The organism is Geminicoccus sp. (genome assembly GCF_036263595.1).
In the GTDB taxonomy this organism is placed as follows: Bacteria; Pseudomonadota; Alphaproteobacteria; order Geminicoccales; family Geminicoccaceae; genus Geminicoccus.
Map to the genome: position 1 here is coordinate 1 of NZ_DATAGQ010000066.1, position 22,388 is coordinate 22,388.

Annotated in this window: 22 protein-coding genes; 7 read left to right on the plus strand and 15 right to left on the minus strand. The window is 69.1% G+C overall.

From position 1 onward, the window contains the following. On the plus strand, positions 1-891 hold an 891-nt coding region (locus VHL31_RS05280; protein ID WP_329660158.1), incomplete at its 5' end, for a glycosyltransferase family 2 protein. A 14-nt stretch (positions 892-905) separates the two neighbouring features. Here VHL31_RS05280 and VHL31_RS05285 read toward each other — a convergent pair. Together VHL31_RS05285 and VHL31_RS05290 are read right to left on the minus strand one after the other, a co-directional pair. Next, positions 906-1,841, minus strand: a complete 936-nt coding sequence (locus VHL31_RS05285; RefSeq protein ID WP_329660159.1) for a nucleoside hydrolase — start codon at positions 1,839-1,841, stop codon at positions 906-908. A 1-nt stretch (position 1,842) separates the two neighbouring features. Beyond that, entirely contained in the window at positions 1,843-3,057 is a 1,215-nt protein-coding gene (locus tag VHL31_RS05290; protein WP_329660160.1) for a peptidoglycan -binding protein, read from the minus strand. A 59-nt stretch (positions 3,058-3,116) separates the two neighbouring features. Between VHL31_RS05290 and VHL31_RS05295 the strand changes: the two genes are divergently transcribed. Beyond that, entirely contained in the window at positions 3,117-4,601 is a 1,485-nt protein-coding gene (locus tag VHL31_RS05295; protein ID WP_329660161.1) for a diguanylate cyclase domain-containing protein, read from the plus strand. Here the strand turns inward: VHL31_RS05295 and cobS are convergent. Beyond that, positions 4,598-5,344 carry an adenosylcobinamide-GDP ribazoletransferase gene (gene cobS / locus VHL31_RS05300; protein WP_329660162.1) on the minus strand — a complete coding sequence of 249 codons (747 nt, stop codon included), beginning with the start codon at positions 5,342-5,344 and terminating at the stop codon, positions 4,598-4,600. The genes VHL31_RS05295 and cobS overlap by 4 nt on opposite strands. Before the next feature lie 81 nt (positions 5,345-5,425). Between cobS and cobT the strand changes: the two genes are divergently transcribed. After that, positions 5,426-6,424: a nicotinate-nucleotide--dimethylbenzimidazole phosphoribosyltransferase gene (gene cobT / locus VHL31_RS05305; RefSeq protein ID WP_329660163.1), complete on the plus strand. Its 999-nt coding sequence runs from the start codon at positions 5,426-5,428 to the stop codon at positions 6,422-6,424. A 6-nt stretch (positions 6,425-6,430) separates the two neighbouring features. Here the strand turns inward: cobT and VHL31_RS05310 are convergent, their stop codons facing one another. Further along, complete coding sequence (locus VHL31_RS05310; RefSeq protein WP_329660164.1) at positions 6,431-7,723, minus strand: cobyrinate a,c-diamide synthase; 1,293 nt, start codon at positions 7,721-7,723, stop codon at positions 6,431-6,433. A gap of 73 nt (positions 7,724-7,796) precedes the next feature. Here VHL31_RS05310 and VHL31_RS05315 point away from each other — a divergent pair, with 73 nt between their 5' ends. Both VHL31_RS05315 and VHL31_RS05320 read left to right on the plus strand, forming a co-directional pair. Continuing rightward, positions 7,797-8,900: a cobalt-precorrin-5B (C(1))-methyltransferase gene (locus VHL31_RS05315; protein ID WP_329660165.1), complete on the plus strand. Its 1,104-nt coding sequence runs from the start codon at positions 7,797-7,799 to the stop codon at positions 8,898-8,900. Then, on the plus strand, positions 8,879-9,625 hold the full coding sequence (locus VHL31_RS05320; protein ID WP_329660166.1) for a cobalt-precorrin-6A reductase: 747 nt from the start codon (positions 8,879-8,881) through the stop codon (positions 9,623-9,625). Before VHL31_RS05315 ends, VHL31_RS05320 begins: the two co-directional genes overlap by 22 nt. Here the strand turns inward: VHL31_RS05320 and cobM are convergent. From cobM to VHL31_RS05350, 6 genes are read right to left on the minus strand one after another with little or no spacing between them, the layout of a single operon-like run. Next, a complete protein-coding gene (cobM, locus tag VHL31_RS05325; RefSeq protein ID WP_329660167.1) occupies positions 9,557-10,366 on the minus strand; it encodes a precorrin-4 C(11)-methyltransferase in 810 nt (269 codons plus the stop codon). The two genes, VHL31_RS05320 and cobM, sit on opposite strands and share 69 nt — an antisense overlap. Beyond that, the gene (cobJ, locus tag VHL31_RS05330; RefSeq protein ID WP_329660168.1) at positions 10,363-12,162 is read right to left on the minus strand and encodes a precorrin-3B C(17)-methyltransferase; all 1,800 of its coding nucleotides are present in this window, start codon (positions 12,160-12,162) and stop codon (positions 10,363-10,365) included. Before cobJ ends, cobM begins: the two co-directional genes overlap by 4 nt. Continuing rightward, complete coding sequence (cobI, locus tag VHL31_RS05335) at positions 12,159-12,857, minus strand: precorrin-2 C(20)-methyltransferase (protein ID WP_329660169.1); 699 nt, start codon at positions 12,855-12,857, stop codon at positions 12,159-12,161. Before cobI ends, cobJ begins: the two co-directional genes overlap by 4 nt. After that, on the minus strand, positions 12,854-14,059 hold the full coding sequence (gene cbiE / locus VHL31_RS05340; protein ID WP_329660170.1) for a precorrin-6y C5,15-methyltransferase (decarboxylating) subunit CbiE: 1,206 nt from the start codon (positions 14,057-14,059) through the stop codon (positions 12,854-12,856). Before cbiE ends, cobI begins: the two co-directional genes overlap by 4 nt. Beyond that, a complete protein-coding gene (locus VHL31_RS05345) occupies positions 14,056-14,682 on the minus strand; it encodes a precorrin-8X methylmutase (protein ID WP_329660171.1) in 627 nt (208 codons plus the stop codon). The genes cbiE and VHL31_RS05345 overlap by 4 nt, the downstream gene beginning before the upstream one ends. Beyond that, a complete protein-coding gene (locus VHL31_RS05350) occupies positions 14,679-15,728 on the minus strand; it encodes a sirohydrochlorin chelatase (protein ID WP_329660172.1) in 1,050 nt (349 codons plus the stop codon). The genes VHL31_RS05345 and VHL31_RS05350 overlap by 4 nt, the downstream gene beginning before the upstream one ends. A 98-nt stretch (positions 15,729-15,826) precedes the next feature. Here VHL31_RS05350 and cbiB point away from each other — a divergent pair, with 98 nt between their 5' ends. Continuing rightward, positions 15,827-16,807: an adenosylcobinamide-phosphate synthase CbiB gene (gene cbiB / locus VHL31_RS05355; RefSeq protein WP_329660173.1), complete on the plus strand. Its 981-nt coding sequence runs from the start codon at positions 15,827-15,829 to the stop codon at positions 16,805-16,807. Between the two features lie 10 nt (positions 16,808-16,817). On the opposite strand, the gene VHL31_RS05360 is transcribed toward cbiB, so the two are convergent. Genes VHL31_RS05360 through otnI form a run of 3 tightly spaced genes read right to left on the minus strand, consistent with a single transcriptional unit; the run spans position 16,818 to position 19,707 of the window. Next, complete coding sequence (locus tag VHL31_RS05360; protein ID WP_329660174.1) at positions 16,818-18,278, minus strand: cobyric acid synthase; 1,461 nt, start codon at positions 18,276-18,278, stop codon at positions 16,818-16,820. A gap of 29 nt (positions 18,279-18,307) precedes the next feature. Continuing rightward, entirely contained in the window at positions 18,308-18,916 is a 609-nt protein-coding gene (gene cobO, locus VHL31_RS05365) for a cob(I)yrinic acid a,c-diamide adenosyltransferase (protein WP_329660175.1), read from the minus strand. Then, positions 18,913-19,707: a 2-oxo-tetronate isomerase gene (otnI, locus tag VHL31_RS05370; RefSeq protein ID WP_329660176.1), complete on the minus strand. Its 795-nt coding sequence runs from the start codon at positions 19,705-19,707 to the stop codon at positions 18,913-18,915. The genes cobO and otnI overlap by 4 nt, the downstream gene beginning before the upstream one ends. 76 nt (positions 19,708-19,783) lie before the next feature. On the opposite strand from otnI, the gene VHL31_RS05375 reads away from it, so the two are divergent. Then, positions 19,784-20,578: a DUF6600 domain-containing protein gene (locus VHL31_RS05375; protein ID WP_329660177.1), complete on the plus strand. Its 795-nt coding sequence runs from the start codon at positions 19,784-19,786 to the stop codon at positions 20,576-20,578. Here VHL31_RS05375 and VHL31_RS05380 read toward each other — a convergent pair. Both VHL31_RS05380 and VHL31_RS05385 read right to left on the minus strand, forming a co-directional pair. Continuing rightward, on the minus strand, positions 20,575-21,477 hold the full coding sequence (locus tag VHL31_RS05380; protein ID WP_329660178.1) for a PfkB family carbohydrate kinase: 903 nt from the start codon (positions 21,475-21,477) through the stop codon (positions 20,575-20,577). The two genes, VHL31_RS05375 and VHL31_RS05380, sit on opposite strands and share 4 nt — an antisense overlap. A 9-nt stretch (positions 21,478-21,486) precedes the next feature. Beyond that, entirely contained in the window at positions 21,487-22,359 is an 873-nt protein-coding gene (locus VHL31_RS05385; RefSeq protein WP_329660179.1) for a TIGR01459 family HAD-type hydrolase, read from the minus strand. Positions 22,360-22,388: the final 29 nt, after the last annotated feature.

The following is a 22,388-nucleotide window of genomic DNA, read 5'->3' on the forward strand; positions in this document are numbered from 1 at the left end:
GTCCAAGAGGCGATCCAGTCGGTCCAGGCGCAGACCATGACGGACCTGGAACTGGTAATCTCGGACAATGCATCCACCGACCGCACCGGCATGATCTGCCAGGACCTGGCAGCCGCCGATCCGAGGATCCGCTACTTCCGCAACGAGCGAAATCTCGGGGCCGGTGCCAACTACAACATCGCCTTCGCCAAGAGCCGGGGCACCTACTTCAAGTGGCTGGCCCACGACGACCGCATCAAGCCCGGCTATCTGGCGGCCACCGTCGCGGCGCTGGACGCGGCACCGGATGCGGTGCTCTGCAACACGGTCGTCGACTATATCGGCAGCCAGGGCCAGCATATCGGCCTGTATGACAGTGGGTTGTCGGCGGCCGACCATCCCAGGCCGTCACATCGTTTCGCGACGATGATCCTGATGTCTCACTCCTGCGTGGATTTCTTCGGGGTCTGCCGGCGCGACGCCTTGGTGGATTCGATGCTGCACGGCCCGTTCCACGGGGCGGACCGTGCCTTCCTGGCCCAGATGGCGCTCAGGGGCCGGCTCCTTCAGGTCAAGACCCCGCTGGTCGAGATGCGCGAGCACGAGCAGCGCTACACGCGCTCGCAGCACGCGCCGAACGCGCGGGCGATCTGGCATGATGCGACGAAGGCCAAGCGGAACAGCCTGCCGACCTGGCGCCTTTATCGCGAGTATCTAGACCTGGTGAGCAAGGAGAAGCTGACGCCAGCCGAGCGCAGCGCCTGCCGCGTGGCGCTCGTGCGGTGGTGGATCGTGAACTGGAACAGCATCCGCGCCAGCGTGGACATCGGCGCGCTGGCCTGGCCAGACCTGCCGCGCCACGCCGAAGCGGTGAAGATCCGCCTGTTCGGCAAGGCGCCCGGTCACTTCTGACGGCGCTGCCCGGTTCAGAGCCTGGCCAGGCGCTCGGTCAGGAGCATGAAGAACCGCTCGGCGTCGACCTCGCGCATGACGGTGGCGTTGGGCACGTGGCGGTCGCTGTTCCACCAGTCGACGAGGGTCCGCCCGACCGAGCGGCCTTCCAGCTCGATCTCGACCGGACAGGCCTTGCCCTGGAAGATCTCGGGATCGATCAGATAGGCGATCACGCAGGGGTCATGCAGCGGAGCGCCGGGCGCGTCGTAGCGCTCCATGTCGAATCGGTTGAAAAAGTCCAGGAGCCCTCGGGCGGCCTCGGCGACCTTTGTGCCGATCCCGCCGATCCGTTCCAGCCGCACCCGCGTGACCAGTACCTGGTGCGTGACGTCCAGACCAAACATGATGATCGGGATGCCGGACCGGAACACGATGTCGGCGGCATGTGGGTCCACATAGATGTTGAACTCGGCGGCCGGCGTGACGTTGCCGAGCTCGATGGCACCCCCCATCAGCACGATCTCCTTCACGCGCTGCGTCAGGTGTGGCTCCTTGCGGATCGCCATCGCCAGGTTGGTCAGCGGGCCCAGCGCGCAGATCGTGACGGTGCGGGCGGGACGCGACATCACCAGGTCGATGATGGCGTCCACGGCATGGCCGTCCTGGAGAGGCATGGTCGGCTCAGGCAGGACGGCGCCGTTCAGGCCGGTCTCGCCGTGAACATATTCGGCGGTTTCCAGCTTGCGTACGAGCGGGCGATCGCATCCGGCCCAGACCTTCACGTCCGTGCGGCCGGCGACCTCCAGCATCTTTCGAACGTTGACCCGGGTCAGGCCGAGCGGGACGTTTCCGGCCACTGCCGTGATGCCGAGGATCTCGATCTCCTCGGGCGATGCCAGCGCCAGCAGGATCGCGATCGCATCGTCCTGGCCGGGATCGCAGTCCAGGATGATCGAATGGCGTGCCATCTCAGCTCTCCGTCAGCTTGAACTCGATCCGCCGGTTGCGCCGATAGGCGATCTCGTCGTCGCGCGGATCGAGCGGCTTGTACTCGCCGAAGCCGGCAGCGGCCAGCCGGTCCGGCGGCAGGCCGCGGGAGATCAGGTACTGCACCACCGCCACCGCGCGTGCGGTCGACAGGTCCCAGTTCGATGCGAACCTGCCGCTGCGGATCGGTTGCCGATCGGTATGGCCATCCACGCGCAGCACCCACGGGATGTTCGGCGGGATGGTCTGGGCGATCTGCTGCAGAGTCTGCGCCACCTTGGCGAGTTCGGCGCGCCCTTCCGGCCCGATCTCCGCCGAGCCGGGGTCGAACAGGAGTTCGGACTGTAGCACGAACCGGTCGCCCACCACCCTGATGTCCGGTCGTTCACCGAGTGATGCGCTGAGCGTGCCGAAGAACTCCGAGCGGTAGCGAGACAGCTCCTCGACCTTGCGCGCGAGGGCCTCGTTCAGCCGCTGCCCCAGATCCTCGATCGTCGCCTGCTGCTGGCCGACCCTGGTCTGGGTCTGATTCAGCGTGCTCTGCATCGCCAGCAACGAGCCGCGTGCCGTGTCGAGAAGACCTTCCAGCTCGCGGATCCGCGCCTGGGCCGCCTGAAGGGCGGCGCTCGTCTCCGTGACGCTGGCTTCTTTCTCCGCAAGCGCAGTATCGGCACGCGCCCTCTCCGCCTCGAGGTCCCGCTCGAGCATGGCCGCGCGCACGGCGCTCTGCTGGCTGACCTGGCGCTCCTGAGCCAGGGCGGCAGCACTGGTCGTGCGCTCCGCCGTAAGCATGGCCTCCAGTTCCGCGATCTTGCGCGCCAGCTGCTGCTCCAGCGTCTCCTTCTCCTTCGTGGCCTCCTGCAGGTTCTGATCGAGGGATCTCTGCTGCTCGGTCAGGTCCTCCACCGTGGTGCCGAGTTCGCCGACCTTGGCGCGCAGCGCCTCGTTAGTGGCGTCGCTGCCCTCCAGCCGCCCGGTCGCCTGGTCGATCTGGTCCTGGAGGAATTGCAGCCCCTCGTCCCGCTTGCGCGTGGCTGCATCCATCTCCTCCAGCTGACGCTTGATCTTGTCGACAAGGGCCTGAACGTCCTCGACAGATTGCGGATTCTGCTCCGCTGCCGGCTTCGCCTCTTGTGCGGGCGCATAGGCCAGCGGCAAAATGGTACATAGGATAGCAAACAAGCCGATGCGCGTCATCCGGCACCCCCCGGGAGCGATTTTGCCGGCATCATCCTGTATTGGGCAAGCGTCCCCGGATGACTGTGGCTCCTGGCGGACCGGTCGTGGGGCGTAGGCTGCCACCTTGGGCGCGGCTGATCCCCCGGCCGGTCGAATGGCTGTCGGGTCACCGTGCCGCGCGTCGTGGACTGGTGGTCAGGATCGCCTTGCCGCTCGCATCGGTGATGTTCCTCGGGCTGTTCGCGTCTGTCCTGCTCCTCAAGTTTGCGGCATCGCATCAGGACGAGCGCGCGCAGGCGCGGGAGGTGCGGTCGATCACGGCCATCCTCGCGACGCGTTCGCGCTTGTTGGAGACCATGGTGCGCGGCCAGGCCGAGGCGCCACGGGCGCTGACGGGTGCGTGGCCGATGAGCCCCGATGAGCTGGATGCCCTCCTGCGCAGCGACCAGACCACGATGGGGTTCGACGGTGCGGCCGTGCTGGACCCGGACGGCGCCGTCGTCGCGGCGATCAGTCGAGAGGGTACCTTCCTTGATCCCGCGGGCGCCAGGCACGCGCTCGGAACGGATTCCTCGGACATCCTCGTGCTGGCAAGGGGCGTCTCCACGATCACAGGCAACGTGCTGTGGGAAGGCGTACCGGCGCTGATGGTGGCAACGGTTCCACCCGACGCGCCCCCGCCGGCGGCACCGGTCGCTCCCCATCTCAGGCCGGTCCTAATCTATGTCGAACAGATGGACGCGGCGCTCCTGTCGAGGATCGCCCGATTGCTGGGCTTGTCCGGCCTCTATCTGGGCGCTCCTGCCAGCGATCAGGCTTCCTTGCCGATCACCGACCTGTCCGGTCGCCAGTTGGCTTCGCTCGTCTGGCAGCCGTCCCGCCCGGGCACCGCGCTGCTCGACGATGTGCTGAACCCGATCCTCGCGATCTTCGGCATTCTGGGTGCGGCGAGCGCAGCGGTCATCTGGCTGGCGCGGCATGCCGCGTCCCTTATTCGTGCCAGCGAGTTGCGCGCCTTGTCCGACCCGCTCACGGGTCTGCCGAACCGATTCCTGCTGGAGGACCGCCTGCAGCATGCCCTGCTCACCATGCGCCGCAACCAGGAGCGGATCACTCTGCTCTACCTGGACCTGGACGGGTTCAAGCGGGTCAACGACACGCTGGGCCATGCCGCGGGCGACGACTTGCTGCGCCAGGCCGCCGATCGGCTGCGCTCGCTCGTCCGGGACATGGACACGGTGGCCAGGATCGGTGGCGACGAGTTCATCGTCTTCCAGCCCGGCGACTGCAACGCCGCCACCATCCACCAGATCTGCGTCCGCCTGATCGACGGGCTGGCGGAGCCCTTCATCGTCGACGGCAAGAGGATCGACATCGGTGTGTCGATCGGCGCCGTCTGCGCACCCGCCGACGGAACGGAGGTCAGCCTGCTGGTACGTCGGGCCGACGAGGCCATGTACCACGCCAAGCGGTCCGGGCGCGGACGCTACCACCGCTGGAGCGACACCGTACGCTCGGGTGGCGTCTTCCCAGGAGCGGGTTCGTCTGAGGCGATGACCTAGTGCCAGAAGGCGGCGAAGGTCGCGAGGCAGGCCATCTCCGCCAGCTGCTGGGTGGCGCCTAAGGTATCGCCAGTAAACCCGCCAAGGCGGCTCCCGGTCCATCGGTCCATGATGAGCTGGACGGCGACCGCGACGAGAATTACCGCGGGCACCAGGGACCAGGACGACAGGGTCGCCGTCACAACAAGGGCGAGCACACAGCCGCCTGCCGCCACGCGGCGGCTCGCCGACCCGGCGGCAGCTCCGAGCCCATCGCGCCGCGCCGGTGACAGCCGCGCCATCGTCACCGCGACCTGCGCCCTCGACAGGCAGCCGGCAGCAACCAGGGCGGCCATCACGGCAGCGGGCTGGGCGATCGCTGCAAGCGCCGCGATCCTCATCGTTACCCCGATCATCAATGCTAGCGCGCCATAGGTGCCGATCCTGCTGTCGTGCATGATTGTCAGCGCCCGTTCACGGTCGGCGTGGCCCCCCAGCGCATCGAACGTGTCGGCAAGGCCGTCCTCATGCAGCGCCCCGGTCACCAGCGCGGTGGCGGTGATCGCGACGATGGCGGCCATGACCGTGGGCAGGCCCAGCAGGATCGCCGAGCCGTAGGCGCCGGCACCGGCCAGGCCCACGACGAGGCCGGCTATCGGGAATGCCCAGGCCGCGCGGGCAAGCGCGGCCATGCCCCCATGCTGATCGACGTGGATGGGAAGGCGGGTGAGAAATTGCAGTGCGATCTTGACGTCCTCGACCAAGTCCTGTGTCCGTGCCGGCCCATCCGTCGGCGGCAGCCTGCCTCCGCACGCTGGGCCGGTAAACGACGTTAGGAGGGCTGGGTGGTGGATGCGATCCTGGACGTGGCGGGCCTGCCAAAGCCGGACGACGCGGCAGGTCGTGCCGCGCAGGCGCGCGAGGCCGTGCTCACCAAGCCCCTGCGCGCGCTGGGCCGGCTGGAGGAACTGACGGCTCATCTGTGTGCCTGGCAAGGCCGCCACCCGCCGATAATGGACAAGGTCGAGATCCACGTGTTCGCGGGCCGGCATGGCGTGACCGCCCAGAACATCTCGGCCTTTCCCGCAAGCGTCACCGATCAGATGGTCGTGAACTTCCAGCAGGGCGGCGCCGCCATCAACCAGCTGGCCGCCGCGGCAGGGGCAGGGCTCACCGTGCACGACCCGTTCGTGGGCCACGCGACCCGCGACTGGACGGAGGAGGAGGCGATGGACCCGGCATCCTTCCGTGCCGCCGTCGATGCCGGCCGTGCAGCGGTCGGGGACGGGGTGGACCTGATCGCGATCGGCGAGATGGGCATCGGCAACACCACCACCGCGGCTGCCCTCTGCGCCGCCCTGTTTGGTGGCGGCGGGCTGGAGTGGAGCGGTGCTGGCACCGGCCTGTCGCCCGATGGCGTGCGCCACAAGGCGAAGGTGATCGAGCGGGCGCTGGCGCGGCACAAAGGCCGCCTGCGGGACCCGGTCGAGATCCTGCGAATCCTGGGCGGGTTCGAGCTCGCGGCCATGGCGGGCTGCATTCTGGAGGCACGTCGGCGCCGGGTCCCGGTCGTGCTGGACGGGTTCGTGGTCGGCGCCGCGGCGGCCGTCCTGTTCCGGCTCGCCCCGGACGCGATCGCCCATTGCCTTGCCGGCCACGTGTCCGCGGAGCACGCGCATCGGGGGCTCCTCGCGAGGATGGGCCTCGTTCCGATCCTCGACTTGGACATGCGCCTGGGCGAGGCATCCGGTGCTGCCCTCGCAATCAGCGTCATCCGGGCGGCCATGGCGTGCCATCTCGGCATGGCAACCTTCGCCGAGGCCGGCGTGGCTGGAAAGCTCTGAGCAAGGTCAGTCGGCGCGGTCGATCAGGTGGATGAAGCTGCCGCATACCCGGCCTGCCATGCAGCCGGCATCGTCCAGCGTGGCGCCGCGGGCATCCCTCAGCGCGAACAGGCGTGGCCCCCGCGCCTCCAGCTCGCGCGCATGGTGGAACTCGTGCGCCCGCCAGCTGGACCGCGGCAGGCCCAGGGGCGTCGGACCGTGTGCGGTCACGCGCCGATATCCCAGATGGAGGCGCGGTTCAGCGAAGCTGGTCACGACCGGCAGGAGCCCGGCCATGGCATGCGATGTGCCGCTCCGGTCGATCAGCGTTTCGCCCAGCGCCATGTAGCCACCACACTCGCCGTAGACGGTCGCATCCCGTCCCACCGCCGCCCGCAGGCCCTGCCGGAACCTGTCACAGGCTGCAAGCGGTCCCGCATGCAGCTCAGGATAGCCGCCGGGCAGGTAGACAGCGTCGGCGAACGGATCGGGCGGCTGATCGGCCAGCGGCGAGAACGGGATCAATTCGGCACCGCGCATCCGCCAGCCCATCAGGGTGGAGGGATAGGCGAAGGCGAAGGCGTCGTCCTCGGCGATCGCGATGCGCTGGCCCAGCGGGTTGAGCGGGACCACATGGTGGCTGATCGAAGTGACCACCGGAAATCGCGCGAGCCTGGCCAGCCGGGCAAGGTCGACATGCCGCTCCACGAGCGCTGCCGCCCGGTCCAGCCGGCCGTCCAGGTCGACCAGCTCCCGCGCCTGCACCAGGCCCAGATGGCGCTCCGGGATGATCATCGCCTCGTCCGGCGGCAGATAGCCAAGGATGGGCAGCGCGAAGCGCGCCTCGCATGCCTCGCGCAGGAGGCGCGCATGGTTCTCGGTGCGCACATGGTTGAACAGGACGCCAGCCACGGCCACGTCGCTGCGATGGTTGCGGAAGCCCTCGATGAGTGCTGCCACCGAGGCACCCATGCCTTTCGCGCTGACGACCAGGACGACGGGGATGCTGAGCGTGCCGGCAAGATCGGCCGTGGAGCCGGTGCCGTCGGTGGCCCCGTCGAAGAGGCCCATCACACCCTCGCCCACCAGGAGATCGACCTCCAGGCCGGCCTGCTCCAGAATGGAGGTCTGGGTGGCCACCCGCATCGCCCAGGGATCCACGTTTACGCAGGGACGGAAGCTGGCGGCCTGATGGAAGGCGGGATCGATATAGTCCGGGCCTACCTTGAAGGCGCCGACCGACTGGCCCCGGCGTACCAAGGCGCGCAGGATCGCGGCCGTGACCGCGGTCTTGCCCGATCCGGATGACGGCGCTGCCAAGATGATGGTGGGAGCCGAACTGATGGATCTCTCCGCGGGGCGCCGGCCTTTGCCGGGACGAGGATAGGTGCTGGTGGCGACGGAACCGATTATCTCCGAAGGAAGGGAGCTTCGTCGAGGCTGGACGACCGGCACCTGTGCCACGGCGGCGACCAAGGCCGCGTTCAGCGCTCTTTGTGGCATGGGCTTTCCGGACCCGGTGACCGTGGCACTGCCTCGCGGCGGCACGGCCAGCCTGACGCTGGCCGACGCCCGGCTGCTGGACAGATCGGCCATGGCGGCCGTCATCAAGGATGCGGGCGACGATCCCGATGTCACCCATGGCTGCCGGATCGAGGCCCTGGTGCAGCGCGGACCGGCCGGCAGCGGCGTCGAGTTCAGGGCAGGCGAGGGCGTGGGCATGGTGACCAGGCCGGGGCTGCCGATCCCGCCGGGCGAGCCGGCCGTCAACCCGGGCCCGCGCCGCATGATGCTGAACGCCCTGGAGGAAGTCGCCGCGGCCAGTGGCGAGCCGGCCGACCTGGTCGTCACGATCTCCATTCCCGGCGGTGAGGCCATCGCGGCCAAGACCTGGAACCCGCGGCTCGGCATCGTGGGCGGCTTGTCGATCCTGGGTACCACCGGGATCGTGGTGCCGTTCTCCTGCTCGGCCTGGATCCACTCCATCCATCGCGGCATCGACGTGGCCCGTGCGGCGGGCCTCACCCATGTCGCCGCCTCCACCGGCTCCACGTCGGAGGCGGCTGTCCAGGCGCATTACCGCCTCCCGGACTTCGCCCTGCTCGACATGGGCGACTTCGTTGGCGGGACGCTCAAATATCTGAGGGCCCATCCTGTGCCGCGGCTCACCCTTGCCGGCGGGTTCGCCAAGCTGACCAAGCTGGCGCAAGGAGCCATGGACCTTCATTCGTCCCGCAACCCGATGCGGCCGGACGCCCTGGGCAACCTTCTCTCGGAACTGGCCGCGCCCGAGGAACTGGTAGCCAAGGCGGGCACCGCCAACACGGCACTGGAACTGCTCCAGGAGGCCGACCGCTGCCAGTTTCCCCTGGCGGGGCATGTGGCTGCGCGGGCACGGGCGGTGGCCCAGGAGAGCGTGGGTGAGGATGTCGCGGTCGAGGTACGGGTCTACGATCGCAGCGGCAAGGAGATCGGATGGGCGCGCGGCTGGTCCTGATCCTGGGCGGCACGGCGGAAGCTGCGGCTTTGGCGGAAGCGCTGGTGGCAGGATCGGCGTGGCACCCGCTGACGTCGCTGGCCGGCCGCACCACCGCCCGCCGCGGGCTTCCGGGCGAGGTTCGCGTAGGCGGCTTTGGCGGGATCGACGGGCTGGTCGCCTGGCTGGAGCATCACCGTCCGGCCGCCGTGATCGATGCCACCCATCCATTCGCCCGCCAGATGCCCCACCATGCCGCGGCTGCCTGCAAACGGCTGGACCTGTCGCGGCTGCGCCTGGCCCGGCCCATGTGGCCACGGCAGCCGGAGGACCGCTGGCTGGAGGTCGAGGATGCCGCGCAGGCCGTGCGGGTGCTGCCGGGCTTCGGCAAGACCGCCTTCCTGTCGACCGGCAGCCAGGAGCTGGAGCGCTTCCTGACGCTTGCAGACCGGATGCGGCTGGTGCTGCGCACGATCGAGAAGCCGGCCGACCTGCCGCCCGGCATCGTCGCTCTCGAGGCGCGGCCACCCTTTGGGCTGGACGACGAACTGAAGTTGCTCCGCCGCTACGGGGTCGACGTCCTGGTGACCAAGGCGTCGGGGGGATCTGCTACCGAGGCCAAGATCGAGGCAGCCCGCCAGCTCGGCCTGCCGGTCGTGATGCTGCGTCGCCCGCCGTCACCCGACGGTCTGCTCGTCCACGACGTCCAGGGAGCGCTCGACTGGCTGGCAGAGTTCCGGGCGTAGCACATGGGTGTGATCGGCGGCATAGAGCCGGCTTTCCGCGAAGTTGCCGGGGTCGAGCACGCGCCCGACCATGATCAGGGCGGTCCGGGTCAGGCCCAGCCCCTTCACCCTGGAACGGATATCGCCCAACGTGCCGCGAACGATCTGCTGATCCGGCCATGTCGCCCGATAGACCACCACTACCGGCATGTCCGCCCCCAGCACCGGGGTCAGCTGGCGCACCACGTTGGCGAGGTTGTTAATCGACAGGTGGATTGCGAGCGTCGAGCCTGTGCGCGCGAAGGCTTCCAGTTCCTCGCCCGGCGGCATGGCCGAGGCCCGCATCGCCGTGCGGGTGAGGATCACGGACTGGGCGATCCCCGGCAGGGTCAGCTCGGTCGCCAGCTCCGCCGCCGCTGCGGCGAAGGCCGGCACGCCCGGCGTGATCGTGAACGGGATGCCCAGCGCCTGGAGGCGACGGATCTGCTCGGCAATGGCGCCATAGATGGACGGGTCGCCCGAGTGGACGCGCGCCACGTCCAGCCCGCGCCGGTGCGCGTCCTCCATCAGCTCGATGATCTGGTCCAGGTGCAGCGGTGCCGTGTCCACCACCTGGGCATCACCCGGCGCCGCGTCCACCACCGCCCTTGGGACCAGCGAGCCCGCGAACAGGCAGACCGGGCAGCGCTTGATCAGCTCCAGGCCACGCACGGTGATGAGATCGGGGGCGCCTGGGCCTGCGCCGATGAAGTGGACGGTCATGGGCGGGACTTCCGGTCGTAGCCGCGGGGCGTCAGGATCAGGTTGCGCCCGGAGGGAAGGGTGAGCTGGCGGCTGTTCGACGAGCCGACCATCACCAGGGACAGCATGTCGACCTGCTCGACATGAAGGTCGGCAAGGGTCGTGACGTCGATGCTCTCCTCGGGGCGGCCGAGGCTCCGCGCGATCGCCACGGGCGTCGATGCGGGGCGGTGCCGGAGCAGGATCTCCCGCGCCAGGGGCAGGAGGTCACGCCGACGGCGGCTGACGGGATTGTAGAACGCGATCACGAAGTCGCCAAAGGCGGCGGCCTCGAGGCGGCGCTCGATGTCAGGGCGCGGCGTCAGCAGGTCGGAGAGCGAGATGGCGCAGAAATCATGGCCAAGCGGCGCGCCCAGCCGAGCCGCTGCCGCCTGCATGGCGCTGATCCCGGGTGCCACGACGAGGTCGACCCGCAGCCAGGTCGGATCGTCAGGACGCTCCAGCAGCTCCACCAGGGGCGAGGCCATCGCGAAGATCCCGGCATCGCCCGAGCATACCAGCGCGACGTTCTTCCCCTGCGCCGCGAGCGCCAGGGCATGGCGGCAGCGCGCTTCCTCCTCGCCCAGCGCAAAGTCGTGCCGGTCTGCCTTGCCGATCCGGTCGCTCACAAGGTCCAAATAGAGGCTGTAGCCGACCACATCGCTGGCTTCCGCCAGCAATTCCTCGACTTCCCGCGTCCGCCAAGCCCGCTGACCGGGGCCCACCCCAACCACGAACAGCCGGCCGCGTGCCCGCCCGAACTGCATCGCGTCGAGTGGAACCGGACTGGCCGCGACGGCACAAGTGACGCGCTCGCCGCGGACCTTCGGCACCAGCAGATGAGCCTCGGGCCCGGCAGCAGCCAGCGCTGCGCCCTCGGCTACGCCATAGCAGCCGACTTCGCGGAACACCGCGTCGGATCGGCTCGACAGACGCTCGGTCTGCCCAAGAAGAGCATCGGCCGAAAAGAACCTTGCCGGGACCCGCAACCGATCCGCCAGGGCGAGGACAGCCGGTTCGTCCGACTTCAAATCGATCGACACGACCGCAGCGATCGCTTCTGGCGCCAGATCCGCCTCCGCCAGCGTTGCCAATGCATGCTGGATCAAAAGCTCGGGCGGGACGTTCCGCTCGCAGCCGACACCAAGCGCCAGCGTTCTAGGATACCAGACCAAGTGGCGAGGGTCCGGCTGCTGTCGCCGGTCGTCGATGCTCATCGTCCAAGGGCTGTGCGGATCCTGCCGCAGGTGGGCGACACCCGCAGCAGCCGCCAGGTCCAGCGGGTCCTCCAGCCGGACGCCGCCACCCTCCATCAAATGCACGGCCAGGGCCTTGGCCGGCGCCGGGTCGGTGCAGACGAAGCCCGTCGGCGGCTCGTCCAGGGCCACGCCCAGGCGGACGTCGCCAGCAGTCGTGATGGCGGCCACGCCGCCGGTCGAGGCAGCGATCAGTCTTGCCAGTTCGTTCGCGCCGCGATGGCCGCCCAGCAGCGGGACCACCACCGAGCCGTCCTCGGCCATGGCCAGCAGCGGCGGCTCGGCGTGCTTGTCGCCGAGCATGGCGGCCGTCGCCCTGATCGCGATGCCGGCCGCACCGATGAACACCGTCGGCACCCCGTCTCGGTAGAGGCCGCCCAGATGGTCCAAAACCTTGCCGAACCGTACGTCCACCGGGCTGCTGCATCCGATCGGGCCGTGGATATCGGCGTCTGCCAGGCAGGCCATGACCTTTTGCGCCAGGGGCAGGCTGCGCTCGCCCAGGATCACGATGGCGGTCACCGCGACACCCTCGGACGCCGGGCCAGGATCAGCGCAAAATAGGGAAGGCGCTCGTCCTCGAGCTTTGCGAGCGGCTGGATGGATTCGGATGGGCTACCGAGTTCCGTCACGACCTGCGCCTGCGCGGCCAGGCCCGCCTTCTCCAGGAGCGCCCTGATCCGGGGCAGATGCCGGCCGACCTTCAACAGCGCGACGCTGTCCGCCGCGGCGAGCGCCGCTTCCAGGCGATCGGTCCCCGCCGTCGCCGGAAGGATGGTCACGACCTCGTCGCGCGACGACAGGACGTGTCGGGTTCTGGCCGCGGCGGCCGCGACCGAGGTGATCCCCGGCACCACCGTGACCGGAACATGGCTGCCGAGCCGGTCGAGGATGGCGACGAAGGAGCCGTAGAGCAGTGGATCGCCCTCGCACAGGAAGCCGACCGCCCGGCCCTTGCCGATCTCGGCAGCGATGCGGTCGGCCAGGTTGTCATAGACCGGGTGGGCAGCTTGCGGCGCACAGCGCATGGGCATGTCGGCCGTGAGTTCCACGATGCCCGGTGGGATCAGGTCGGCCACGATCCGCCGCGCCCGGCTGGCACGGCCATCGGCGCCGATATGCGCCAGCACTGGCAGCTCGCCGATCAGGCGGGCCGCCTTCAGCGTCACCAGTTCCGGATCGCCAGGCCCGACGCCGATGCCGACCAGCCCGCTCAAGGCTTCGTCCAGGCCCACTGGGTCACCGGTGCGGCCGCTCGCCAGGCCGTCACACCGCCGAGTGGCTCGGCCCGCGCCACGGCAATTCTGGCGAGTTCACCGCCATGGGCCCCGTACGCCGCCAGCAGGGCGGCTTCGCCGTCGACCGTCACCGCATTGGCCAACAGTCTTCCACCGGACTCAAGCTGGTCCTGCAGCATGGCGATCAGCCCATCGGCAGCAACGGCCCCGCCCAGGAAGATCGCGTCGGGGCGCGGAAGGCCATGCAATGCGCCGGGAGCGTCGCCTTCGACCACCACCAGTTCGGGCGTACCGAGGCGGACCGCATTGGCACGGATCCGCTCGGCACGTTCCGGTACGCGCTCAATGGCGATGGCCCGGGTGCCGGGCTGTGCTCGCAGCCATTCGATGCTGACCGAACCAGCGCCGGCGCCGATATCCCACAGGCGCTGCCCTGGCAGCGGACCCAGCCGCGCCAAGGTCGCCGCGCGGACCTCGCGCTTGGTCAACTGCCCGTCATGCAGGAAGGCATCATCGGGAAGCCCCGGCACCAGGGGCCGCACCGCCTGCTCACCCGCGGGGACCTCGATCCCGACGATCACCAGGTCCCGGAACATGTGCTCCGCCACCTCGGCAGCTCTCAGGTTGCGAACCTGCTCCTCGGGTCCGCCCAAATGCTCCAGCACATGAAGACGGGCCGATCCGAAGCCGGAGCGCTGGAGCAGGTCGGCGATCTGGTGTGGGGAATGCCGGTCGGCACACAGGATGATCAGCTTTCGGCCTGGCTGCAGCCAGCGCACCAGCCTTGTCAGCGGGCGGCCATGGATCGTGACGACCTCTGTCTCGGCAAGCGACCAGCGTAGGCGGGCGCAGGCCAGCTGCATGGAGGCGACGCTCGGGACCACCTCGACGGCATCCGGGCCGAAATGGCCCACCAGCTTCCGTGCCACGCCGAACCACAAGGGATCGCCCGAGGCCAGGACCACGATCCGCAGGTGGCGCAGACGGTCGAACTCGCCGATCGAGCGATCGAGCGGGATTTCCCATGGCATCCGAGGGCGAGGATCATCGCCCAGCATGGCCAAGTGGCGCGCACCACCGACGAACAGTTCCGCGTCGGCCACCAGCGCGGCCGCGTCGGGAGACAGGGCGGCAAGGCCAGCCTCGCCAATGCCGATAACCGACAGCCAGGCCCTGCTCATGCCGCACCGACCAGGCAGGCATTGAAGGCGGCGGCCGCCAGGGCGCTGCCGCCGCGGCGGCCCAGAACGGTGACGTAGGGAATGCCGAGTGCGGCATCGACCAGGGCCTGCTTGCTTTCGGCGGCACCGATGAAGCCCACGGGCGTCGCAATGATCGCCGAGGGTCGGGGCCCACCGCCCGCGAGTTGGTCGAGCAGTTGGAACAGGCAGGTCGGCGCGTTGCCGATCACGACCACCGCTCCTTGCAGCCTGTCCTGCCAGTGCGACACGAGCGCTGCCGAGCGGGTGGTCCCGGCAGCGCGCGCATGCGCCGCGACGCCGGGCTCGCCAATGTCGCAGATGACCCGGGCGGGCTTGGGCAAGTGGTCGACCAGGAAGCCGGCCGCCACCATCCGCGCGTCCACCAGCACCGGCGCTCCATCCGCCAGCGCGTCGCGCACGGTCCGCACGACGTCACCCTCGCCGCGCACGTCATGGGCCAGGTCCACCATCCCGCAGGCGTGGATCATCCGGACGACCAGCGGCCGCAGCGGCTCCGCCACCGCGGCCAGATCCGCCTCCGCCCGGATCGTCGCGAAGGAGCGGCGGTAGATCTCCTCCGGATCCCTCAACCAGTCACTCATCCGGTCCGGCGCGTGCCGCCGTCCTTGGGCAGGGGGATGACGTTGCCGGACCCCTCATGCGCGTGGTCGTCATGATGGTGGTGGTGACCATGGGCGTGGTGGTGATGATGATGGCCGTGACCATGTCCATGATGATGGTGGTGGTGATGGTCGGCATCCGTGCCGATGCCTTCCACGTGATGGTGGTGGCTTTCCTGGGGTGCCCCCTGGGCCTCCTCAAAGCCCAGCACCTGGGTCCGGTACTTGCAAAGCTGGCAGTTCATCGCGACGTCACCCAGCGCGATCCCGTCGATCCGCTCGACGAAGGTCTGGATCACCTGCGGGTGGTCGTTGAGGTAGCCGGCCTCGATCACTTCCACCTCCGGATGCTCGGCCGCCACCGCCCGGGCCTGCTCGTAGATCCGCTGGACCAGCACGCCGGTGAACAGGAAGTAGGGGAACACGACGACCCGCCTGTATCCCAGCCGCAGGGCGCGACGGAGCGCCTCGTCGGTGCGGGGGTGGGCGACACCCGAATAGCCGGTCTCCGCATGGCCGAATCCCATGCCTTCCCAGAGCATCCGGGTCACCTTGGCGATGTTGCCGTTGGCGTCGCTGTCGGAGGTGCCGCGGCCGACCACGAGCAGGAGGGTCTCCGCGCGCGGCACGTCGTCGCTCGCCATGGCCAGTGCCGCCTCGATACGGTCGGCGGACGCGCGCAGGAGCTTCGCGTCGATCGCGAGGTCGCGCGCCATCCTGACGGTCACCCCCGGATTCTCGGCGGCCCAGCTGTTCAGCACTGACGGCACGTCGTTCTTCACATGACCGGCTGCGAACAGCATGGCCGGCATGGCGAGGATCTCGGTGACGCCGCGCTCCTTCAGCCGGTTCAGGCCGTCACGGATGACCGGGCGGGCGAACTCGAGGTAGCCGGCCTCCACCGGCCGGTCCGCGTAGTGCCGCTTGAGATGGGCCACCAGGGCGGCGAACTCATGGGTGGCCTCCACGTCGCGCGAGCCGTGACCGCAGATCATCACGCTGATGGTGTTCGTGCCGCTCTCGCTCATGATGATCCTTGCACTGGCAGATGTGGGCGGTGGATAGCAGCCCTGTCGTCGCGTCGCCACACGCGAGCGCCGCCTGACTATCGCGGATACGGCATCCCTTGCTGATCGATCAACCCGACCGGCTGCTGCTCATCCTGTTCGTGGCGATGCTGCTGGACGCCCTGATCGGCGACCCGCCCTGGCTCTGGTCGAGGCTGCCCCATCCAATCGTGCTGATCGGCCGCGTCATCAGCGGGATCGAGGGCGTACTGCTGCGCGACGAGGATTCCATGCCGCGCAAGCGGCGCCGTGGCATGATGCTGGTCGGAATCGTCCTGTTCCTGTCAGGCGGCCTGGGATGGGTGGTGCACCAACTGGCGGCAACCACCGCGCATGGCTGGGTCTTCGAGGCGCTGCTGGCGGCCGTGCTGCTTGCCCAGCGCTCGCTCTACGATCATGTCATTACCGTGGCCAAGGCGATGGACGAAGGCATCGGGCCCGCCCGCCGCGCCGTCTCGATGATCGTCGGACGTGACCCGGAAAGCCTGGACGAACACGCGGTGGGACGGGCCGCGATCGAATCGACCGCCGAGAACTTCAGTGACGGGGTGATCGCGCCTCTCTTCTGGGGTCTTCTTCTGGGGCTGCCTGGCATCCTGGGATACAAGGCGATCAATACCATGGACAGCATGATCGGGCACAAGAGCCCGCGCTACCTGGCGTTCGGCTGGGCGGCCGCACGGCTGGACGACCTGGTGAACCTGCCCGCATCCCGGTTGAGCGCAGGGCTGGCCTGGGTCGCGGCGGTCCTTATGCCCGGCGCAAGCCCAGGGAATGCATGGCGGACCGTGCAACGGGATGCCAAACAGCACCGCTCGCCGAACGCGGGTTGGCCTGAAGCCGCGTTCGCTGGCGCGCTGGGGATCAGGCTGGCCGGACCGCGCTCCTATGGCGGCGTGCCGAGCGTCGGCTCCTGGATCGGTGGCGGGCGGGCCGAGGTCACCGCGCACGACGTCCGCCGCTCACTCCTCCTGCTTTGGATCGCCTGGTCGGTGGCCGGTGCCGCGATCGGTCTGGCTTGGCTGGCCGTCCGCGTCTGAGTGTACGGGCTCAACTGGTGCCGACCGGCCTTGCGACCGCTAGCAACTCGTCCAGATCCAGACAGGCTTCCAGATGGGCAGCAAGACCGTCCAAGGCGGCTTCGGTCCGCTGCTGGACGTCGAGCGCCGAGCGCACCGACGGATCTAGCGAGCGGAGATAGCGGGCGCGCCATCCGTCGTTGCCGAGCAGGCCGTGCAGGTAGCAGCCTGCCACGCGCCCGTCCGGCGACACGGCCCCGTCGGCATGTCCATCGATGCGGATCATCGGCCGCTCGAGGCCAGGACCGGTCGTGCGGCCGAGATGGATCTCGTAGCCGTGCAGCGCAGTCCCGTCGTGCAGGTCGATGGCGGTGGTTTCGCGCACGGTCTTCGTCCGGTCGAGCTCGGTTGCGACGTCGAGCAGGCCCAGCCCCTCGACCTCGGCGGGTGGACCTTCCAGACCCAGCGGATCCGCGATGCTGCGGCCGAGCATCTGGTAACCGCCGCACAACCCAAGGACGTGCCCGCCGCGCCGGACATGGGCCTGGATGTCGATGTGCCAACCCTGGGCGCGCAGGAAGGCAAGGTCCGCGACCGTCGCCTTGGATCCGGGCAGCAGCACCAGATCGGCATCCGCACCGATCGGTGCTCCTGGCTCGACGATCACCAGGCGGACCGATGGCTCCTGGGCCAGCGGATCCAGGTCGTCCAGGTTGGACAGGCGCGGCAGTCGCGGCACGGCGACGACGATCCTGGCATCCGGCCGCTCCCGTGCGATTTCGGCCAGGCCCAGCATGTCCTCCTTGGGCAGGTCGGCCGCGGCATCGCACCAGGTGACCGTGCCAAAGCTCCGCAGGCCGGTGCGCGCCGCCAGGATCGGCAGGGCCGTATCGAACAGGCGCGGGTCACCGCGAAATTTATTGACGATGTAGCCCTTTACCAGCGCTCGCTCATCGGGATCGAGAAGCTCCCACGTGCCTACGAGCTGGGCGATCACGCCGCCCCGTTCGATGTCGCCGACCAGCACCACCGGCACCTGCGCTGCCTGCGCGAACCCCATGTTGGCGATATCGCCACTGCGCAGGTTGACCTCGGCGGGGCTACCGGCGCCCTCGACCAGGACCAAGTCCGCCTCGTCGCCAAGGCGAGCAAAACTCTCCAACACACTGGGAAGAAGGGACGGTTTCATCCCGTAGTAATCACCCGCCCGCACCCGCCCGACCATCCGCCCTTGAACGACGACCTGGCTGCCGCAGTCGGTCTCGGGCTTCAGCAGGACCGGATTCATGTGCACCGATGGGGGGACATGGCAGGCCCGTGCCTGCAGGGCCTGTGCCCGCCCGATCTCGCCGCCATCGGCAGCCGGTGCTGCGTTGTTGCTCATGTTCTGCGGCTTGAACGGCCGGACGGACAGACCGCGCCGGGTGAACGCACGGCAGAGCCCCGCCACCACCAGGGATTTGCCGGCGTTCGAGCAGGTCCCCTGGATCATCAGGGCCCCGGTCGGTCTTCGGGCGCTACTCAGAACTCGATGCCCGGCTGCGCCTTGATGCCGGCCCGGAACGGATGCTTGACCAGCTGCATCTCGGAGACCAGGTCGGCCGCCTCGATCAGCTCTGGCTTGGCATTGCGGCCGGTGATGACGACGTGGAGATTGGGGCGCTTGGTCCGCAGGACATCCAGCACTTCGTCGATGGGCAGGTAGTCGTAGCGCAGGGCGATGTTCAGCTCGTCCAGCACGACCATCCGCACCTCCGGGTCCGCCATCATCTCCTTGGCGGCGTCGAAGGCCGCACGGGCCAGGGCGATGTCCTTCTGCCGGTCCTGGGTTTCCCAGGTGAAGCCCTCGCCATGGGCCACGAAGCGGAGCTGGCCAGGGAACTTGTCGAAGATGGCGCGCTCGCCGATCTCGCGCGCTCCCTTCACGAACTGGACGATCCCGACCTTGTAGCCGTGGCCCAGGCAGCGCAGCACCATGCCCCAGGCCGCCGTCGACTTGCCCTTGCCCGTGCCGGTATGGACGACGATCAGGCCCTTCTCCTCGGTCTTGGACGCGTAGAGCGCGTCCTTGGCCGTCTTGATCTTGGCCCTCTTGAGGGCGTGGTCGTGGTCCAGATCGGCGTCGCTCAAGCGCTCGCTCCCTTGATGCCGTAGGGGGACGCCCAGCCGAGGCCATCCTCGGTGCGCCCGCGCGGCCGGTATTCGCAGCCTACCCAGCCTGTATAGCCGACCCGGTCCAGGGACGTGAACAGGTGCGGGAAGTTCACCTCGCCCTCCGACGGCTCGTGCCGGTCGGGCACGCCCGCGACCTGGACATGGCCCACCTGCCCGATCTGGCCTTCCAGGCGCCGGGTGAGGTCACCCTCCATGATCTGGCAGTGGTAGAAGTCCATCTGCACCTTCGCGTTGAGAGCACCGGAACGCTGGATGATCCGGCGCGCCTGCTCCTGCCAGGACAGGAAGTAGCCGGGCATGTCCCGTCGGTTGATCGGCTCGATCACGACCGTGATGCGCAGCGGTGCCAGGGCCTTCGCCACCTCCTTGAGATTGGCGGCGAAGGTCGCTTCAAGCCGTTCCTCCGACACGTCCCTGGGCGTCAGGCCGGCCATCAGGTGGACGGTCTTGCAGTCCAGCGCCTCCGCGTAGAGCATGGCCTTCTCCACGCCCCTCATCAGCTCCGCCTCGCGCCCGGGCAGGCAGGCCATGCCCCGCTCGCCTTCGGCCCAGTTGCCGGGCGGCAGGTTGAACAGGGCCTGGGTGAGGTTGGCTCCCTTCAGCGCCGAGGCGACCTCGTCGACAGGGAACTCGTAGGGGAACAGGAACTCTACGCCCTTGAACCCGCACTTCGCAGCCGCCGCGAAGCGGTCGAGGAAGGCGTACTCGTTGAACATCATGCTGAGATTGGCGGCGAACCGGGGCATGATCGTGGGCCTCCCGAGCGGTTGATCTTCAAGCTTCGACTGGTCTTGCCCGCCTTGGCGGCCAACATACAGAGGGATGAGACGACGCGCGCTACTTCTCGGACTCCTCGTCGCACCGGCAGTGGCGGCGGACGAACTGCTGGAGACAATAGCCGACCAGTTCCGGCCGAGCCTGGAGCCGCTCGGCCGGTGGCGCGACCTGCCGGGGCTGGGGCCCGCCTGGCAGCCAGACAGGGTCCCCGACTCCTGGCGGCCGTTCTCGCGCGGTCGCTGGCGCCTGACCTTCGAGGCGGGCTGGGTCTGGCAGGGCAGCCTGCCGTTCTCCGCGATCACCGAGCATCGCGGGCGCTGGCGACGCCTTGACGATGGCTGGTGGTGGATCCCCGGCACCCGCTTCGATCCGGCCCCGGTCGCCTGGGCACGGCCGGCACGCGACGAGGTCGCCTGGGCGCCCCTGCCCGGCGGTGATCGGCCGATCGAGGGATGGTTGTCCCTCCCGCTGGCCCGCTTGGCCGACACGGAGGCTCCCATCGCCAAACCGCGAGAAGGCGCGCCTCTGCGACGCGTCGCGCCGCCCGATCCTGCGGAGGTGGAAGCCGCCGCCGGACGAGCACTCGATGTCGTGTCCCTGGCCGATCTGGTGGACCGGGAGGACGTCCGGGCCTGGTACTTTACCGACTCCCGGTCGGTGTTCGGCATCGGCAGCCCCGCGCTGCAGCGCCCGCCCCCTGCGCCAACCCCCGGCACGACCGGTCCCAGCAGTCCTGACGATGCCTTCAGGTCGTTTGAGCGGGAGCGGCAGCTGAACCTGCGGGAGAACGAGCGCCTGTGGGAACGGGAACGGCGTCGGGACGCCAACGAGCTTCGCTAGGCAGCGCCTCGGGCACGCAGAAAGCTGTCGACCTCGGCCCGCGTCGGTGCACCCGGCCCGCCACCCTTGCGGGTGCATTTCACCGCCGCCGCGGCTGCACCGAGATGCAGCGCATCCTCGATCGAGCGGCCTTGCGCCAGGCCGTAGGCAAGCCCGCCATGGAACACGTCCCCGGCGCCGAGCGTGTCGACCACGTCGACCTGGAAGGCCGGCAGCTGGCGGATGGCGCCGTTCTCCAGCCACATGATGCCGTTCTCGCCAAGGGTCACCCCAACCCAGCCTGAATTCCGGCTCGCCACCGCCCGCAGGCCAGCCTCTGCATCGTCCAACCCGGTCAGGCTGCGCAGCCCCTGGCGGCTGAAGGCGATGTGGCTGGCAAGCTCGAGGATCTCGCTGCTGCCGCTGCGCGGCTTGACGTCGAAGTCGACGATGCCCGGAAGGCCGTGCTGCCTGGCTGCCTTGAGGGCAGGGATCGCCGCCATGGGATAGATCGTGTCCACCAGCACGGCGTCGAACGGCTCGACCGGCGGGATCACCCGCGGCGCCGCCGCATGCAGCCTTGGGTCGGTGTAGTTCACGATCTGCCGCTCGCCGTTCGGGTCGACCGCGACGGCGGAGAACGACGAGGTGGCGCCGGGCAGGATCTCGACGGCCGACGTGTCCAGGCCGGCGTCGCGGAACCCGTCCAGGATGGCCTTGCCCACCCGGTCGTCGCCCACCCGGGACAGGAGCGACGCCTTGCCGCCCAGGCGCACCGCCGCAAGGCCGCCGATCGCGGCCGGGCCACCGATGGCCTCGCTCATGCCGTGGCCCAGCATCTTCTCGCCGCCGCTCGGCAGCTCGTCGACCAGGAAGATCACGTCGAGCACGAGCACGCCGACGCACAGGAGCGCTGTCATGGGGGGTTCTTACCAGGTGGTGCGGTGGATGGCGTAGTCAGGCTTGGTCTCGTAGCGCTCGGCCAGTTCCCGCACGCGCACGGTCAGGCGTTCCGGCGGCAAGTCTTCGGGAAAATGGTCGGCGTGGATCCCCTGCATCACGAAGCATGACGCCATGCCCATGCCGGCTGCACCCGCAATGTCGTGCTCGAGGCTGTCACCGACGCACAGGATCCGCTCGGTCGGGACTTGCAGGATGTCCAGGCAGGCCTCGTAGATCGGCCGGTTCGGCTTGCCGAAATAATAGACCCGCCCGCCCAGCTCCTCGTAGCGCGCGGCGATCGTGCCGGGCGCGATCAGGAGGCCGTCGGCACTGACGGCGATCCGGTCCGGGTTCGAGCAGATCAGCGGCAGGCCGGCGGCCCGCGCCTCCACCAGCACCGGCTCGTAGTCGGCCAGGGTCTTGGGCGGGCTGTCGACGCCGGCCAGGTAGACGAAGTCGGCCTGGGTGGGATCGGTCGTCAGCGTCAGGCCGAGATCTTCCACCACCTCCAGGTCGCTGTCGCGCGTGATCAGCACCGCCCGGTCGCCGAGGTCGTGGAGGCGCGGGTCCTTGCGGTCCCGCAGGCCGAGCCAGGCCGCTTCGCCCGAGGTGACGAGCCCGTCATAGCTCTCGGGCGGGAAGCCCATCTCGTCCAGCCGGTCACGGTTCATCCGCGCGCGCCGGCCGCTATTGGTGAGCAGGCAGATCCTCTTGCCGGCTGCGCGCATCGCCTTCAGCGCGTCCACCACGCCCGGATAGGGTGCCCTGCCGTTGTGCAGCACGCCCCACTGGTCCAGAATGAAGGCATCGTATTGCTCGGCGATGCTGCCGAGCCCCTCCAGGATGCGGGGCTCGCTCATGGGACTGGGCTCCAGGAAAACATTGGGGA

Coding starts and splice junctions, on each gene's coding strand:
- VHL31_RS05285 (WP_329660159.1), bottom strand. CDS start 1,841: ATGGCACGCCATTCGATCATCCTGGACTGCGATCCCGGCCAGGACGAT.
- VHL31_RS05290 (WP_329660160.1), bottom strand. CDS start 3,057: ATGACGCGCATCGGCTTGTTTGCTATCCTATGTACCATTTTGCCGCTG.
- VHL31_RS05295 (WP_329660161.1), top strand. CDS start 3,117: ATGACTGTGGCTCCTGGCGGACCGGTCGTGGGGCGTAGGCTGCCACCT.
- VHL31_RS05320 (WP_329660166.1), top strand. CDS start 8,879: ATGGGCGCGCGGCTGGTCCTGATCCTGGGCGGCACGGCGGAAGCTGCG.
- cobM (WP_329660167.1), bottom strand. CDS start 10,366: ATGACCGTCCACTTCATCGGCGCAGGCCCAGGCGCCCCCGATCTCATC.
- cbiE (WP_329660170.1), bottom strand. CDS start 14,059: ATGAGCAGGGCCTGGCTGTCGGTTATCGGCATTGGCGAGGCTGGCCTT.
- VHL31_RS05345 (WP_329660171.1), bottom strand. CDS start 14,682: ATGAGTGACTGGTTGAGGGATCCGGAGGAGATCTACCGCCGCTCCTTC.
- VHL31_RS05350 (WP_329660172.1), bottom strand. CDS start 15,728: ATGAGCGAGAGCGGCACGAACACCATCAGCGTGATGATCTGCGGTCAC.
- VHL31_RS05360 (WP_329660174.1), bottom strand. CDS start 18,278: ATGATCCAGGGGACCTGCTCGAACGCCGGCAAATCCCTGGTGGTGGCG.
- otnI (WP_329660176.1), bottom strand. CDS start 19,707: ATGCCCCGGTTCGCCGCCAATCTCAGCATGATGTTCAACGAGTACGCC.
- VHL31_RS05375 (WP_329660177.1), top strand. CDS start 19,784: ATGAGACGACGCGCGCTACTTCTCGGACTCCTCGTCGCACCGGCAGTG.
- VHL31_RS05380 (WP_329660178.1), bottom strand. CDS start 21,477: ATGACAGCGCTCCTGTGCGTCGGCGTGCTCGTGCTCGACGTGATCTTC.
- VHL31_RS05385 (WP_329660179.1), bottom strand. CDS start 22,359: ATGAGCGAGCCCCGCATCCTGGAGGGGCTCGGCAGCATCGCCGAGCAA.